This is a genomic window from Massilia agilis (assembly GCF_024756255.1).
GTDB classification, from domain to species: Bacteria; Pseudomonadota; Gammaproteobacteria; order Burkholderiales; family Burkholderiaceae_D; genus Telluria; species Telluria agilis.
The window spans coordinates 490,388-505,079 of the sequence record NZ_JANUHB010000003.1 but is presented as its reverse complement, the minus strand read 5'-3'; the positions used below and the strand labels follow the sequence as shown (position 1 = coordinate 505,079).

12 protein-coding genes and 1 tRNA gene are annotated in these 14,692 nt (G+C 66.5%); 4 read left to right on the top strand and 9 right to left on the bottom strand.

Going from position 1 to position 14,692, the window contains the following annotated elements:
* Positions 1–52: 52 nt before the first annotated feature.
* Positions 53–1,156 (bottom strand): hypothetical protein, encoded by a 1,104-nt coding sequence (locus tag NX774_RS15890; protein ID WP_258823207.1) that lies wholly within the window; start codon positions 1,154–1,156, stop codon positions 53–55.
* A gap of 55 nt (positions 1,157–1,211) precedes the next feature.
* Positions 1,212–2,300: a patatin-like phospholipase family protein gene (locus tag NX774_RS15885; protein ID WP_258823206.1), complete on the bottom strand. Its 1,089-nt coding sequence runs from the start codon at positions 2,298–2,300 to the stop codon at positions 1,212–1,214.
* A gap of 107 nt (positions 2,301–2,407) precedes the next feature.
* On the opposite strand from NX774_RS15885, the gene NX774_RS15880 reads away from it, so the two are divergent.
* Entirely contained in the window at positions 2,408–4,258 is a 1,851-nt protein-coding gene (locus NX774_RS15880; RefSeq protein WP_258823205.1) for a DUF3857 domain-containing transglutaminase family protein, read from the top strand.
* Between the two features lie 152 nt (positions 4,259–4,410).
* Here the strand turns inward: NX774_RS15880 and pth are convergent, their stop codons facing one another.
* The 7 genes from pth to NX774_RS15845 all read right to left on the bottom strand — a co-directional run bounded on the left by pth (position 4,411) and on the right by NX774_RS15845 (position 10,590).
* Positions 4,411–4,995 (bottom strand): aminoacyl-tRNA hydrolase, encoded by a 585-nt coding sequence (pth, locus tag NX774_RS15875; RefSeq protein WP_258823204.1) that lies wholly within the window; start codon positions 4,993–4,995, stop codon positions 4,411–4,413.
* 119 nt (positions 4,996–5,114) lie between these two features.
* Positions 5,115–5,717 carry a 50S ribosomal protein L25/general stress protein Ctc gene (locus NX774_RS15870; RefSeq protein ID WP_258823203.1) on the bottom strand — a complete coding sequence of 201 codons (603 nt, stop codon included), beginning with the start codon at positions 5,715–5,717 and terminating at the stop codon, positions 5,115–5,117.
* A gap of 191 nt (positions 5,718–5,908) precedes the next feature.
* A complete protein-coding gene (locus tag NX774_RS15865) occupies positions 5,909–6,859 on the bottom strand; it encodes a ribose-phosphate pyrophosphokinase (protein WP_258823202.1) in 951 nt (316 codons plus the stop codon).
* Positions 6,860–7,006: 147 nt separating this feature from the next.
* Positions 7,007–7,083: transfer RNA gene (locus tag NX774_RS15860), tRNA-Gln, on the bottom strand.
* Positions 7,084–7,150: 67 nt separating this feature from the next.
* Positions 7,151–8,056: a 4-(cytidine 5'-diphospho)-2-C-methyl-D-erythritol kinase gene (gene ispE / locus NX774_RS15855; protein ID WP_258823201.1), complete on the bottom strand. Its 906-nt coding sequence runs from the start codon at positions 8,054–8,056 to the stop codon at positions 7,151–7,153.
* A complete protein-coding gene (gene lolB / locus NX774_RS15850) occupies positions 8,056–8,652 on the bottom strand; it encodes a lipoprotein insertase outer membrane protein LolB (RefSeq protein ID WP_258823200.1) in 597 nt (198 codons plus the stop codon). The genes ispE and lolB overlap by 1 nt, the downstream gene beginning before the upstream one ends.
* Positions 8,653–8,805: 153 nt before the next feature.
* Complete coding sequence (locus NX774_RS15845) at positions 8,806–10,590, bottom strand: tetratricopeptide repeat protein (RefSeq protein ID WP_258823199.1); 1,785 nt, start codon at positions 10,588–10,590, stop codon at positions 8,806–8,808.
* Between the two features lie 97 nt (positions 10,591–10,687).
* Between NX774_RS15845 and mutM the strand changes: the two genes are divergently transcribed.
* The 3 genes from mutM to mutY all read left to right on the top strand — a co-directional run bounded on the left by mutM (position 10,688) and on the right by mutY (position 14,644).
* On the top strand, positions 10,688–11,521 hold the full coding sequence (gene mutM, locus NX774_RS15840; protein WP_258823198.1) for a bifunctional DNA-formamidopyrimidine glycosylase/DNA-(apurinic or apyrimidinic site) lyase: 834 nt from the start codon (positions 10,688–10,690) through the stop codon (positions 11,519–11,521).
* Positions 11,522–11,630: 109 nt separating this feature from the next.
* Positions 11,631–13,544 (top strand): dynamin family protein, encoded by a 1,914-nt coding sequence (locus NX774_RS15835; protein ID WP_258823197.1) that lies wholly within the window; start codon positions 11,631–11,633, stop codon positions 13,542–13,544.
* A complete protein-coding gene (gene mutY, locus NX774_RS15830; RefSeq protein ID WP_258823196.1) occupies positions 13,541–14,644 on the top strand; it encodes an A/G-specific adenine glycosylase in 1,104 nt (367 codons plus the stop codon). Before NX774_RS15835 ends, mutY begins: the two co-directional genes overlap by 4 nt.
* Positions 14,645–14,692: the final 48 nt, after the last annotated feature.

Sequence of the window (14,692 nt, the reverse complement as noted above, 5' to 3'; positions counted from 1 at the left end):
AACCACCCGCTTTCGCCGCGAAATAGCAACTGATCCCGCTCGTAGGCAGCGGTCAGCGCCGGCCAGGGGACGCCGCCGCCGCGCGCGGCGCCTCGGGCAACTGCTCGGTCAGCACGCGCATCGCCGCCAGGCGCTCGTCATCGAGCACGAACGCGTTGCCGTACAGCCCTTGGCCCAGCAGCTTTTCGTGCAAGGTCAGCCCCGCGCGTGGATTCATGCCCAGCTTGATCATGTTCTCGAACGCCCACGCGTCGGCCCGGTCGAACACCCCGGCCGCCACCCGGCTGATGCCCGACAGCGTGGCCCGGTCCGCCGCCGAGCGCGCCGCCATCGAGCCCGCCTGCCCCGCCAGCTGCGCCGCCGCGGCCTGCCCGGCCGAGGAACTGCCGGCCGCGGCCGAGGCGCTGCGCGACGAGGCCGCCGCGCTGCTGGCGGTCGCGCCAAGGGCAAACACGGTTGCCCACTTCAGGCCGCCCATCAGGAAGGCATACGTCTTCATCCGCGCCCCGCCCCGCTCCGACAAGCCTTGCGTCCAGAGCACGATCCACTGTGCTTCGTCGCCGGTGAGCGGGCGCTGGAACACTTCCAGCGGATGCACTGCATAGCGCCAGTGGTAATTCTGCACTTGCGGCCGGAACGGCGAGGCCAGCACGACATGGCCACGGCACACGCGCAGCGGCGCTACCGTCACCGCCCTGCCGCCGGCCAGCACCAGCCGGAACGGATCGCCCTGGTCGCGCGCGTCGCGCAGGGCCTGCAGCAGCTTGAGCGAGTTGCGGCTCGTGTAGCCATCCACCTGGGCGATGACGTCGCCCCTGGCCAGCCCGGACGACCGGTCGGCGGCAATCACGCTCAGCCGCTCGTTGACGCCGAGCGTGCGCGCCCAGGCCACCTTCTGGTCCTCGTTCGCCAGCCCGTACGAGGTCATCGCCTCGAACGGCAACTCGTACTGGTGGCTGCAACCCTTGTCGTGCAAGGCTGCGGAGCGCACGATCGCGGGACGGACGGCCCGGGCGCCCGCGCCGTAGGTGCGCATCTCCGACAGCAAGTACGGGTCGAGCTGGCGCCCATCGTCCACCGTCAGGCGCGCCGTGCCGCATCCCGCCAGCAGGGAAGCCAGCAGCGCGGCAAGCACGACCGTGTTCATTCGCTTCATGGCAATGTCGCGCGCGCCATGCGAGTCGCATGACGGCGCGACCGGCGAAATACCTTTAGATGCGCCGGATGAGGGAGAGGTTCGGCTTTTCCACGAAGGCGGCAAACTCGTCGCGCAGGCGCTCGCCCTGCCCGATCGCCTGGCGCCAGATGCGGATGCGCTCGTCCTGGTCGGTGCCGTAGTACTTGAAGTCGCTCCTGTCGGGCAGCTTGGCGCGCGGCAGCGTGCGCTTGAATTCCGGCGACGGCGCCACGATCAGCACGTTGTCCAGCCAGGCCCGGTTGGGCCCGCGCGCGGCACGGCGCCAGGGCATCGCCTTGTCGAGCCAGCCAGGCACGATGTGCTCGTTAAAGTGCGGGTACAGCACGATCGCGCCCTCCTCTGCTTTTGAGTAGGGCAAGGCCAGGTTGTAGTCGATGATGCCGCCGTCCCAGTAGTAGCCCGGCGGCGCTTGTGCGATGTCGCTCACCGGTTTCATGATGAGCGGCAGCGTGCCGGAAGCCAGCAGCGCGGACGCGAGGTTCTGCCGCGTCAGGTCCGGAAAATGGGTGGTGAAGCTGTCGAACCGCTCGCGCAGCCACGGCGCGCGGGCGCGCTTGTCGCCGATGACGACGCGTTCGAGCAGGTTGCCCAGCCGTTCGCGCGAAGCCAGGTTATGCAAGGCGGCTGCGGCGAACCCCAGCTTCTGGGCGCGCGGAAGGCGGGCCGCGGCGAGCGAACCCTTGCCGCGCACGGTGATGAGGTGCAGCCGGTGGTGCGGGTGGTTGACGATGTCGTCCTCGTGGCCGCTGACGAATTCGCGCAGCAGGTCCTGCACCACCTTGTCGATCTCGTCCTGGGTGGGCTTGGCGGTGCTGTAGCGCTGCCCGCTGTACAGTTCGCCGAGCCGGGCGAAGGCCCTGGCCGGATCGCGCTGGCAGGCCGCGGCCATGCGCCACGCGCCGATGGACGAGCCGATCAGCATGCGCTCGCGCGGCGCGGACGGCAGCCAGTCGCCGAACACCCACTGGTCCAGGTGCTGGAAGATCAGCCCCTTGGGTCCGCCGGCGGCGGCCGGGATGATGGCGACGTCCTGCGCGCGCAAGCCATGCGCGCGAATCCGGGCCAGCGCGGCGGGCCCGGCGTGGAAAGATAGGGCACTCATGGCCGGAATTATCGCAGGAAGGCCGCGCTTGCGCCGGCTCAAGCGTCAAATGCGTGAGCTGCGTAACATGGTTTGCTCTGCTCATCCGTTCATGTTCCGGGGGTCCCATGCGAGCTCATCTGGCGGCGATGCTGTTCGTGCTCCTTGCACTGTGCGGCCGCGCGCTCGCGCACGACACCGGCACCGACCCGGCGGTGGTCGTCAACCAATACATCCAGCATTTCGTGGTCGAGCCGGACGGCAGCTACACCCTCACGGTGGACAATGCGCGCACCATCGCGCAGCAGCGCGCGGTGCAATCGCACAGCCAGTACTACATCACCTACAACAAAACGCTGGACGAGGTGCTCTCGGTCCAGGCGTACACGCAAAAGCCGGACGGCTCGCGCATCGCGGTCGAGCCGTCACAGGTGCGCGACCAGCAGGAGAGCGCATCGGCGGACGCGCCCATGTTCCAGGACACGCGGGTCAAGGTGGTCGTGTTCCCGCAGGTGGCGCAGGGCGACCAGCTGGTGGTGCGCTACGTCGTGCACCGCCACACACCCCTGTTTCCCGGCCAGTTCGAAGACCTGTCGGCGGCCGAGTTCTACCTGAACGAACAGTTCGAGCTCATCTACGACATGCCGGCGTCGATGCCGGTGTACGCGGACGCGGTCGGCTTCGTGCCGCTGCCCGCCGAAGACCCGCCCGGCCGCAAGCGCTACCGCTGGCGTTACGTCCCCGGCGAGAACGCGCGCATCGAAACCAGCTCGGTCAGCTACTTCGACTATGGCAAGCGGCTGTCGGTCTCCACCTTCCGCGACTACGCAGCCTTTGCCCAGGCGTTCCGCGAGCTGGCCGCCGGCACGGCGGATGCCGACGACAGCATCACCACCCTTGCGCACCAGCTCACCGCAGGGCTGGCCGACCCGCGCGCCAAAGCGCTCGCCCTGTCCGAATGGGTGCGCCACAACATCCGCTACGTGGGCGTGTATGTCGGCCCCGGCGGCGTCGTGCCGCATCCCGCCAGCACCGTGCTGCGCAACCGCTACGGCGACTGCAAGGACCACGCCGTGCTGCTGCAGGCGCTGCTGGCCGCCGCCGGCATCGACAGCACACCGGCGCTCATCAACAGCGCCAACGCCTATCGCCTGCCGCGCACGCCCACGCTGGGCATCTTCAACCACATGATCAACTACGTGCCGGGCCTGGACCTGTACCTCGATTCCACGGCCGAATCGGTCTCGGCCGGCTACCTGCCAGCAAGCGACCTTGGCAAGCCGGTGCTGCTGGTGCACAGCGGCATGCTGGCCAGCACGCCATCGCGCCAGCCGCAGAGCAACCGCACCGCCACCTGGTTCGACGTGCTGGCCGACGGGGGCAGCCGCTTCAAGATCAGCAAGACCACCTCGGGCGCCATTGCCGAGCCCTACCGGCAGGCGGTGCGCGACACGCGCCAGGCCGACCGCGACCAGTTCGTGCAGCGCATGCTGCAGGGTCTGGGCCAGAAGGGTTCGGGCGTGTTCGATCCCGGCATTACGGACGGCAACGCCGACGAATACAGCATGTCGTTCTCGGGCAAGAGCGACAGCTTCATCAACCTGCCGGGTCCGGTGGGGCTGTCCACCAGTTTCAGCTTCTGGGGCGGGCTGGGCGAAAAGCTGTTCGAGATGGCGCAGGAAAAAGAGCGGCGCCAGGACTTCGTGTGCCCGCCGGTGCAGGCCGAGGACGAACTGGGCTACAGCTTTCCAAAAAGCTTGCGCGTGGTGGCCGTGCCCAAGGACCTGACGATCAACGACCGCAACTTCACCTACCGCGCCGCCTACATCCGCAAGGGCAACACCGTGCTCATCAAGCGCAGCCTGCGCTTCGCGCACGAAGGCTTGGTTTGCGCGGCGGCGGAATACAAGCGCATGCAGCCCCTGCTGGACCGCATGATGCGCGACCTGCGCAGCCAGGTCGTGGTGGCCGGCACCTGACAAGCCGCCCCAACCGAACTCGTAGGGTGGGCAGGTTTCCTGCCCACGCGTTCAGTCCCGCACGCATTTCCGCACGTTCATCCGTTAGTTGAACGCGTGGGCAGCGAGCTGCCCACCCTACGCGAGACTGGCCCGATCGATGCCGCGCCCCGCTACGCGGTATGCAACTGCATCATCGCCACGTCGAACTTGCCCTCCACGGCGAGCGGAATGATGGAGAGGCTCTTGTCGATCGACTCCTCGATCAGCACCTGCTCTTCGCGGCGCGGCCGGTGCAGCACGAAGTCGGCGACCGCCTGCTGCAGGTTCATGCTGCGCGGATGCCCGATGCCCAGGCGCAGGCGCCAGTAATCCTGCGTGCCCAGCGCCGCCGTGATGTCCTTCAGGCCGTTGTGTCCGCCCGACGAGCCGCCCTTCTTGAGCTTGGCCACGCCGGGTGGAATGTCGAGCTCGTCGTGCACGACCAGCACTTCGTCCGGCTTGATCTTGAAAAAGCGCGCCAGCGCGCCGACCGACTGGCCGGAGCGGTTCATGAAGGTCAGCGGCTCCAGCAGCCACACCTCGTTGCCGGCAATCGAGGTCTTGGCCACCATGCCGTTGAAGCGCGCTTCGCGCTGCAGGCGGCAGCCGGGCAGCGTGTTGGCCAGGTTATCGACCAGCCAGAAGCCGGCATTGTGGCGGGTTTGTTCGTATTCCGGGCCGGGATTGCCAAGGCCGACGATCAGGCGAATGGACATGGGTCGAGATGAATCTTGAAAAAGGTAATTATCGCAAAGGCCGACGGGCACCATAAAAAAACCCGCCGGGCACAGCGCGGCGGGTTTCGTCTGCAAGCCGCATCGAAGCGGCGGCAGGATTACTTCTGCTCTTCGGCAGCAGCAGCAGCTTCCGCGGCAGCGGCACCAGCCGGCACCGATGCGGTGGCGACGGTCAGGTTCTGGCCGTGGGTCAGCGCTTTCACGCCGGTCGGCAGTGCCAGGTCGCCGGTATGGATCGAGCCGCCGGCTTCCATCTTCGACAGGTCAACGGTGATGAACTCCGGCAGTTGGCCCGGCAGGCATTCGATTTCCAGTTCGTTCAGCACGTGCGACACGATCGCGCCACCGAACTTGACGGCCGGCGAAGCTTCGGCGTTGACGAAGTGCAGGGCGACCTTGGTGTGGATCTTCTGCGATGCATCGACGCGCTGGAAGTCAGCGTGCATGACCATCGGCTTGAATGCGTGCATCTGGAAGTCGCGCAGCAGGACTTGCTGGGTCTTGCCATCAACTTCCATGTCCAGGATCGAACCGTGGAAAGCTTCTTTCTTGAGCGCGTGGAACAACGCGTTGCCATCCAGGGTGATCAGTTCCGGGGCTTCCTTGCCACCGTAGATGATGCCCGGGGTCTGGCCGGCGTTGCGCAGGCGGCGGCTCGCTCCGGTGCCCTGCTGGGTGCGTGCAAATGCGACTACTTTCATGGAACACTCCAAAAAAATGAACGGGCTCGACTGCCGGGACACCGTGTCCGCGGCCCGTGGCCCAGGGTTTGCGGCAATCCCCGCGACCAGGGACTGCCAGGGCTCGAGCGCAACGCGCTCAAGAAAATCCGGATACTACAACGGCGCGCAAGGCCAACACCCTGCGCGCCGCGCGATTGTTTCAGTGCCGCTTACTCGGAGAACAGCGACATCACCGAGTCGCCCTTCACGATCCGCTTGAAGGTTTCGGCCAGCAGCGGTGCGCAGGTCAGCTGGCGGATCTTGCTGCAGGCCTGGCCGGCAGCGGTCAGCGGAATGGTGTCGGTGACGACCAGCTCGTCCAGCGGCGAGTTCGAGATGCGCTCGATTGCCGGACCCGACAGCACCGGATGCGTGCAGTACGCCACCACCTTCTTGGCGCCGCGCTCTTTCAGCACTTCGGCGGCCTTGGTCAGCGTGCCTGCGGTGTCGACCATGTCGTCCATGATCACGCAGTTACGGCCTTCGACTTCACCGATGATGTTCATCACTTCCGACACGTTCGCCTTCGGGCGGCGCTTGTCGATGATCGCCAGGTCGCAGCCCAGGCGCTTGGCCAGCGCACGGGCACGCACCACGCCGCCGACGTCCGGCGACACCACCAGCAGGTCGTCGTAGTTCTTGCGCTGCAGGTCGCCCAGCAGGATCGGCGAAGCGTAGATGTTATCGACCGGGATGTCGAAGAAGCCCTGGATCTGGTCGGCGTGCAGGTCCATGATCAGGACGCGCTCGACGCCGGCTTCTTCCAGCATGTTGGCCACGACTTTGGCCGAGATCGCCACACGCGCCGAACGCGGGCGGCGGTCCTGGCGGGCGTAGCCGAAGTAAGGGATGGCGGCGGTGATGCGCCCTGCCGAGGCGCGCTTGAGAGCGTCGACCATCAGCATGATTTCCATCAGGTTGTCGTTGGTCGGCGCGCAGGTCGATTGCAGCACGAACACGTCCTTGCCGCGGACGTTCTCGTTGATTTCGACCATCACTTCGCCGTCCGAGAACTTCGAGACGACTGCCTTACCGAGAGGAATACCGAGGTTTTTTGCGACCCCCTCTGCTAGCGCCGGATTGGCATTGCCGGTAAAAACCATCAGGTTTTCGTAAGCCATGTGGGGAGTCCTAAGAGATTTCGTTGACACTTGAAACGCCATCAGCCGGCGGACCGGCTGATGCTATTTAAAAGGATGGACCAGGGAGTAGCTCCACCGGGTTTTGCCTGTTGGACGCATCCTGCATCGACAGCCAGGCCAAACGAATGGCAGGGGAACAAGGATTCGAACCTTGGAATGCCGGAATCAAAATCCGGTGCCTTAACCAACTTGGCGATTCCCCTACGCAACTGAACTGCTTGCCGTTACTTTCGGTGAGATTTCTCGTCGATTGCAACGACAGGCAAAATTTTATTCTACAACACACCGATCTTGCAAGAGCGATTTCAGCGGATGCTGTGCCAGCGATTTCGCTTTCCATGCCTTCCACTTTGCCGGCACTTGCGCCAGCACGTCGTCGGCTTTGCTTTCGCTGGAAAGCGCGCAGAACACACACGCCCCTGAGCCAGTCATCCTGGCTCGCCCGTAACGACCCAGCCATTCCACCGCCTCGGCTACCGGCGGGAACAAGCGGGCTGCTACTGCTTGCAGATCGTTTTTTCCGAAACCAACGGGCTCGTTGTGGACCGACTGGCATCTGGAAAAGTCCGATATTGTGACCGGTTTTGAATCGCGTGTCAAATCTGCCGCACCAAAAATCGCCGGGGTCGGCACCGACACCCCTGGCTCGAGCACCACGTACCAGCAATCCGGCCCCGGCACGCTCTGCAAAGCCTCGCCCACGCCCTCGGCAAATGCGGTCTCGCCAAAGATGAAGAATGGAATGTCTGCGCCAAGCGGCAGGCCCAGCGCCATCAGCTCGTCGCGCGACAAACCGGCCTGCCACAGGTGGTTGGCCACCATCAGCGCCGTGGCCGCGTCGGAAGAACCGCCGCCCAGGCCGCCGCCCATCGGCAGGATCTTGTCGATCGCCACGTCCATGCCGGGCGCGGCGCGGCCGTGGCGGCGCCGGTACTCATCGGCCAGCAGGTGCAGCGCGCGCACGATCAGGTCCTGCTCCTGCGGCACGCCCGGCACCTCGGTGGTGCGCACGATGCGGCCGTCGTCGCGCAGGTCGAAATGCAGCGTGTCGGCGCGGTCGATCAGCTGGAACACGCTTTGCAGCAGGTGATAGCCGTCCGGCCGGCGGCCGGTCACGTGCAGGAACAGGTTCAGTTTTGCCGGCGCCGGGCAGTTGTGCAACGAACGCTTGACCATCAGCTCACCGGCGAGATCACGATGCGGATTTCCAGCTCGTCGCTGGTGGCCGAGGCGCTGCGCTGCGCGTCGATGCGGCTGGGCACCGGATGCGCCGCGTTTTCGTCCTGCCACGACACAAAGCGCAGGCGCCAGCCGTCCTTGGTGAACACGGTGTTCGCGGCGGGCGACGCGGTGAAGCGTTTGCCGTGCGCATCTGTGGCATAGCCCTGCAGCCAGTCGCGCAGGCCGGAAACCGGCAGTTCCCAGCCCAGCGTGCGCGCGGTCAGCTCGTCGATGTCGGCGGCCACCACAGGCTCGTGGCCGGCCTGGGTCAGCGTGGCTTCGCCCGGTGTCACGGCGATGGTCGCAATGGTCTGCCCGAGCGGCGACGCCAGGCTCACGTCGATGCGGCCGGGGCGCTGCACCCAGTTGAAGTTGCCGGTCAGCGACTGCGGCTGGCCATCCTTCTGGTAGTTCACGGACAGGCGGCCGTCCAGGTCGATGCTCTCGCGGTAAGCCGCGACCGGCGCGTGCGAGAGATTGGCGGTGCTGGTGGCGCAACCGCTCAATGCGGCGGCGAAGGCGAGGATGGTCAGGTGTCGGGTTGGTAGCATTGGTCTTGTCACGAGATGCGGCGTTACCGCTAGTCGTTAGCATTAAACCGTCGTTCCCGCGGAGGCGGGAACCCATACTGAGCGTGCGCCCACGCGGCCTATGGGTCCCCGCCTTCGCCGGGACGACGGCACGCAGAGAGTGCGCGAATTATTTCACAGCGCCACGTGCAGCCGCGCGAGCGTGCTTTTGAGCGTGTCGTTCTGCGGATCCTTGCCCTTGGCCTCGCGCCACAACGTTTGCGCGTCGGCCTTGCGTCCCTGCGCCCACAGCACTTCGCCCAGGTGCACCGCAATCTCGGGATCACTGCGCAGCGCATACGCCTTGCGCAATTGCGCTTCCGCTTCCTTCAGGTTGCCCATGCGATACTGCACCCAGCCCATGCTGTCCATGATGAACGGATCGCCTGGCGCCATCTTCAACGCCTTGTCGATCAGCTGGTACGCTTCCGGCAGGCGCACGTTGCGTTCGGCCAGCGAATAGCCGAGCGCATTGTAGGCGTGATGGTTGTCCGGCGCCTGCGCAATCACCGCGCGCAAGGACTTTTCCATCACGTCCAGCTTGCCCACCTTTTCGGCCAGCAGCGCAAAGTCGTACAGCAGGTCGGTGTTCTTCGGGAAGCGCTGCACCGCGCCCTGCATCAACTGGAACGACTCGAGCACGCGGCCCGCGTTGCGCAGCACTTCCGATTCGGTCATCACCACCTGCGCCTGCGCGGCCGGGTCCTCGGGCTTGAGCGTTGCGAGCAGCTTGCGCGCGCCCTCGACGTCGCCCTTCTTGCCCAACAGCTGCGCGCGGCGCAAGCTCACCGACAGCTGCGCCTGCGGCTCGCCGGTCTGCACTTTGTCGAGCCATCCCAGCGCGGCGTTGAGGTCGCCGCGCTCCTCGGCCAGTTGCGACAGGATCAAGAGCGCGCGCGTGGGGTCGCGTTCTTCGTCGGGGTCGTTGCCGACCAGGTCCACGAAGCGGGTGAAATAGCCCTCGGCCGCTTTCGAATCGTTCAACTGGGTGGACAGGATGCCCAGCGCATACAGCGTGGCCGGGTTGTCCGGCTGCGCCTTGAGCAGCGTGAGGAACTGGCCGCGCGCGGCATCGAACTGCTTGCGGTTGACCAGTACGCGGGCATACGCCATGCGCACGTCGCGCGCGTCCGGATGCGCCCTCAAGAAGCGCTCCAGCACCTCGGCCACCTTGTCGTCGTCTTCCAGCGCCTGGGCCAGCGTCAGCGCGGCGATTTCGGAGTCGGGCTTCATCGACAGCGCGGCGTGCGCCTCGCGCAGCGCGCCCGCCTTGTCGCCCTGCGCCATGGCGGCCTGCGACAGCACCACGTGCGCTTCCATCATGTTGCTGTATGGCGCCACCAGCCGCTGCAGCATGTCGGCCCCGGCCTTCTTGTCCGGCGCGCGCAGCAGCAGCTGCTCGGCCTGGAACAGCATCAGCGGGCGCGTCGCGGGCGTGGCCTCGGCGATCTTGCGCTTGAGGATGTCCTCGGCCGGCGCGATGTTGTCCGACATGACCACCAGGCCCAGGTAATACTGGCTCGCCTCTTCCGAGTTCGGGTCGAGCTCGCGCCACAGCTTGATGGCGGCCAGCGCGTCATCGGCCTGCTTGGCCGCGACCGCCATTTCGGCCGCACGCCGCGCCAGGCGCGGGTCCTTGGTCTGCTGCGCCAGGCTCAGCATGGTCAGGTACGGCCCCTGCCAGTCGCCCTTGCGAAACTCCAGCTCCGCCTTCATCAACTGGTACAGCATCGTGCTCGACATGTTGACGTTGGGCAGGTTCTCCGCGGCAGGCGCGGCTGCGTCCTCGCCCTCCTTGGCGGGCGCGGCGGCGGCATGCTGTTCGGCGACCTGCATCGGCGCCTCGGCATGCTGCCCGGGCGTCACGGCGCACGCCGTCAGCAGGCCGGAGAAGGTTACAATGGCGAAAGCGTTTTTCAAGGCAAATCCAGGGTCTCGGAAGATGGCACCGATTCTACGCCCAAGCTCTTGAGCGCGTGCGCGACTGCAACACGAATTTACAAAATTATCAATACTCATGCCTGAACTTCCAGAAGTCGAAGTCACTCGCCTCGGGGTCGCGCCCCACCTGGAAGGACGGGTGGTGGAAGGCGTCGTGCTGCGCCGCGACGGCCTGCGCTGGCCGTTTCCCGCACGGCTGGGCGAACTGCTGGCCGGGCGCCGCATCCTGCGCACCGGCCGGCGCGGCAAGTACCTGCTGATCCATTTCGAGCATGGCACGCTGATCATCCACCTGGGCATGTCCGGCCACCTGCGCGTGCTGCCGCCCGGCACCGAGCCGAAGAAGCACGACCATTTCGACCTCGTGGTGGCGGGGCCCGGCGGCCAGCAAGTGCTGCGCATGCACGACCCGCGCCGGTTTGGCGCGGTGCTGTGGCACGGCCTGGACGACGGCGACCTGGAACAGCACATCCTGCTGCGCGGGCTCGGCGTGGAGCCGCTCGGCGAGGCCTTCTCGGGCGCCCTGCTCCACCGCGAAACGCGCAGGCGCAGCGCGCCGATCAAGCAGGTGCTGCTGGCCGGCGACATCGTGGTCGGCGTGGGCAACATCTACGCCTGCGAGAGCCTGTTCCGGGCCGGGATCAACCCCAAAACCCCGGCCGCGCGCGTCAGCCGCGCCCGCTATGACAAGCTGGCAACGGCGATCCGCGAGATCCTGGCGGCCGCGATTGTGCAAGGAGGCAGCACTTTGCGTGATTTTCTTGCAGTGAACGGGCAGTCGGGCTATTTCCAGCAGACATATTTCGTCTATGATCGTGCAGGAGTGCCTTGCCGCAACTGTGGCGCTCCGGTTCGCCAGATCAAACAGGGCCAGCGCTCCACGTTTTATTGCGTGAACTGCCAGCGGTGACGAACAGAATGTAGAAGGTAGGGTGGGCTCTTGAGCCCACGCGTGAGCACGCGCAGCGTGAGGACCAGCGTGGGCTCGAGAGCCCACCCTACGCAACCCACAGGTAAACATGGATCACGATTTTCAACAGTATGGCGCCTGGCGCACCCGCGTCGCCGCAGCACTCGCAGCGTACCGCGACGGCTTGCGGCAGGCCGACCTGCTCGACCCGGCGAGCGAACAGCAGTTCGCGCGCGCGCTCGCGCGGCTGGCCGACGACCGGCTGTCGATCGCCTTCGTCGCCGAATTCTCGCGCGGTAAATCGGAGCTGATCAACGCGATCTTCTTTTCCGACTACGGCCAGCGCATCCTGCCCTCCTCCGCCGGCCGCACCACCATGTGCCCGACCGAGCTGCTGTACGACGCCAGCTATGCGCCCTGCATCCGCCTGCTGCCGATCGAAACGCGCGCCCAGCACCTGTCCACCAGCGACTTCCGCGACGACCAGGGCGCGTGGACCGTGTTCCCGCTCGACCTGTCTTCGCCCGAGAAAATGCTCGAGACCTTCAGCCAGGTCAGCAAGACGCGCCAGGTGCCGGTGGAACAGGCGCAGGCATACGGCCTGTACGATCCCGACGACCCCGACCTGGCCTGCGCCCCGGTCGAAAACGGGATGATCGAGATCCCGCTGTGGCGCCACGCGATCATCAACTTCCCGCACCCGCTGCTCAAGCAGGGCATCGTGATCCTCGACACGCCGGGCCTGAACGCGATCGGCACCGAGCCCGAACTGACGCTGAACCTGATCCCGAACGCGCACGCGGTGCTGTTCGTGCTGGGCGCCGAGACCGGCGTGACCAAGAGCGACATCGACGTCTGGCGCAACCACATCGGCGCCGGCAGCGGACGCCTGGTCGTGCTCAACAAGATCGACACGATGTGGGATGAGCTCAAGAGCGACGCCGCCAACGACGCCGACGTCGCGCGCCAGCAGGCCAGCGTGGCGCGCGACCTCGGGCTGGAAGAGAGCAAGGTGTTCCCGGTCTCGGCCAAGAAGGCGCTGGTCGCGCGCGTCACCGGCAACCAGGCGCTGCTCGCGAAGAGCCGCATGCCGGCACTGGAGGCGGCGCTGTACGGCGAACTGATCCCGCAGCGCACCGGCATCATCCGCAGCCAGCTCGGCGCCGAGCTGGACACGCTCGGGCAAGCGCGCCACGCCGCGATTGCCACCCGCCGCCACCGCATCGTCGAGCAGCTCGACGAGCTGGTGAGCCTGCGCGGCAAGAACCAGGGCGTGATCGGCCACATGATGGCGCGCATCGAACAGGAAAAGAAGGAGTTCGACGCCAGCGTGCAAAAGCTGCAGGGCACGCGCGCCGTGTTCTCGACCCTGTCGGCCGAGCTGCAGACCACGCTGGGCATGGAGGTGGTGCAGCGCCAGATCGACACCGTGCGCGCGGCGATGGAAAGCGCGCGCTTTGCCACCGGCACGCGCGCCCCGGTGCGCGCATTCTTCGAAGAGGCGCGCGGCAACCTGTACGCGTCCAACGCCAAGATCGCCGAGATCGCCGCGATGATCGAGACGATGTACAAGCGCTTCGCGGACGAACACGGCCTGTCGCTGGCGCCGCCGATCGGCTTGTCGCTCGACCGCTACCAGGCCGAGATCGACCGCATCGAAGGCATCTACCTCAAGCAGTTCGGCACCGCCACCCTGCTCATCACCAGCCGCGGCACCCTGCTGCAGCGCTTCTTCGACTCGATCGCCTCGCGCGTGCGGCGCACCTTCCGCGCCGCGAACGCCGACGCCGACGCCTGGCTGAAAGTGATCATGGCGCCGGTGGAAGCGCAGATCCGCCAGCACAAGGAGCAGCTCAAGCACCGCCAGGCGTCGATCCAGCGCATCCACGACGCCACCGACACGCTGGAGCAGAAGATCCGCGCATTCGAAGCGCTGCGCGAAGAGCTCGACCAGCTGGCCGCGCGCCTGGTCGCGCTGGCGCAGGGCGTGACCGCCGAACTGTCGGCCGAGCCTGCGGCGTGAAGCGCTTGACCGAATTCGACGAGCTTGCCGATCCGTCCTTTTCCAGTGCCGTGATCGCGTGGCAGCGCGCGCACGGCCGCCACGCCCTGCCGTGGCAGAACACGCGCGACGCCTACCGCGTGTGGCTGTCCGAGATCATGCTGCAGCAGACCCAGGTTGCGGCGGTGCTCGGCTACTACGCGCGCTTCCTCGAACGCTTCCCCACCGTGCACGCGCTCGCGGCCGCGCCGATCGAGGACGTGATGGCGCACTGGAGCGGGCTCGGTTACTACACCCGGGCGCGCAACCTGCACGCCTGCGCCCGGCGCGTGGTGGACCAGTACGGCGGCGCATTCCCGCCCGACCCTCTGCTACTGGCTGAACTGCCGGGCATCGGCCGCTCCACCGCGGCGGCGATCGCGGCGTTTTCCGGCGGCGTGCGTGCCGCCATTTTGGACGGGAACGTCAAGCGTGTCTTTGCGCGCGTGTTCGGCATCGACAGCTATCCGGGCGAAAAGCGCACCGAAGACGCGCTGTGGCGGCGTGCGCAGGCACTGCTGCCGGAAGGCGAAGGCATCGAGTCGTACACGCAGGGGCTGATGGACCTGGGCGCCACGCTGTGCACGCGCGCGAGTCCCGCCTGCGAGCGCTGCCCCTTGCGCGAGCGCTGCGTAGCCTTTGCCACCGGGCGCACGGCCGAACTCCCGGTGCGCAAACCGAAGAAGGCGACACCGGAAAAGCGCGCAGTCATGCTGGCCGTGATCGACGGCGGGCAGGTCGTGCTGCAACAGCGGCCGGCCAGCGGCATCTGGGGCGGCCTGTGTTCGCTGCCCGAGGTGGATGGGCACCTGCCGATTGACGAAGCGGCGCCGCAACCGGACGCCGTCGCGGCAGCAGCGAAAGCGTTCGGCGACGTCGAGGAAACGGAAGCACTGCTGCCGCTGGTGCATGTGTTCACCCACTACAAGCTGCATATCATCCCCTACCGCATCGCGCTGTCGGCGCGTGCTGGCCTGCCGGATGGTTATCAGTGGTGGAAGCTGTCGGAGATTGAAAACGCGCCGCTACCGGCGCCGGTGAAAAAGCTGCTGGCCGAACTGGCCGCACCGAAGCTGTTTTAACGTAGGGTGGGCACTCGTGCCCACGCTGCCAGACACGGTACCGCGTGG

Excerpts from the sequence above, each read along its gene's own strand:
- NX774_RS15890 (WP_258823207.1), bottom strand. The coding sequence starts at position 1,156 with ATGAAGCGAATGAACACGGTCGTGCTTGCCGCGCTGCTGGCTTCCCTG.
- NX774_RS15885 (WP_258823206.1), bottom strand. The coding sequence starts at position 2,300 with ATGAGTGCCCTATCTTTCCACGCCGGGCCCGCCGCGCTGGCCCGGATT.
- NX774_RS15880 (WP_258823205.1), top strand. The coding sequence starts at position 2,408 with ATGCGAGCTCATCTGGCGGCGATGCTGTTCGTGCTCCTTGCACTGTGC.
- pth (WP_258823204.1), bottom strand. The coding sequence starts at position 4,995 with ATGTCCATTCGCCTGATCGTCGGCCTTGGCAATCCCGGCCCGGAATAC.
- NX774_RS15870 (WP_258823203.1), bottom strand. The coding sequence starts at position 5,717 with ATGAAAGTAGTCGCATTTGCACGCACCCAGCAGGGCACCGGAGCGAGC.
- NX774_RS15865 (WP_258823202.1), bottom strand. The coding sequence starts at position 6,859 with ATGGCTTACGAAAACCTGATGGTTTTTACCGGCAATGCCAATCCGGCG.
- ispE (WP_258823201.1), bottom strand. The coding sequence starts at position 8,056 with ATGGTCAAGCGTTCGTTGCACAACTGCCCGGCGCCGGCAAAACTGAAC.
- lolB (WP_258823200.1), bottom strand. The coding sequence starts at position 8,652 with ATGCTACCAACCCGACACCTGACCATCCTCGCCTTCGCCGCCGCATTG.
- mutM (WP_258823198.1), top strand. The coding sequence starts at position 10,688 with ATGCCTGAACTTCCAGAAGTCGAAGTCACTCGCCTCGGGGTCGCGCCC.
- NX774_RS15835 (WP_258823197.1), top strand. The coding sequence starts at position 11,631 with ATGGATCACGATTTTCAACAGTATGGCGCCTGGCGCACCCGCGTCGCC.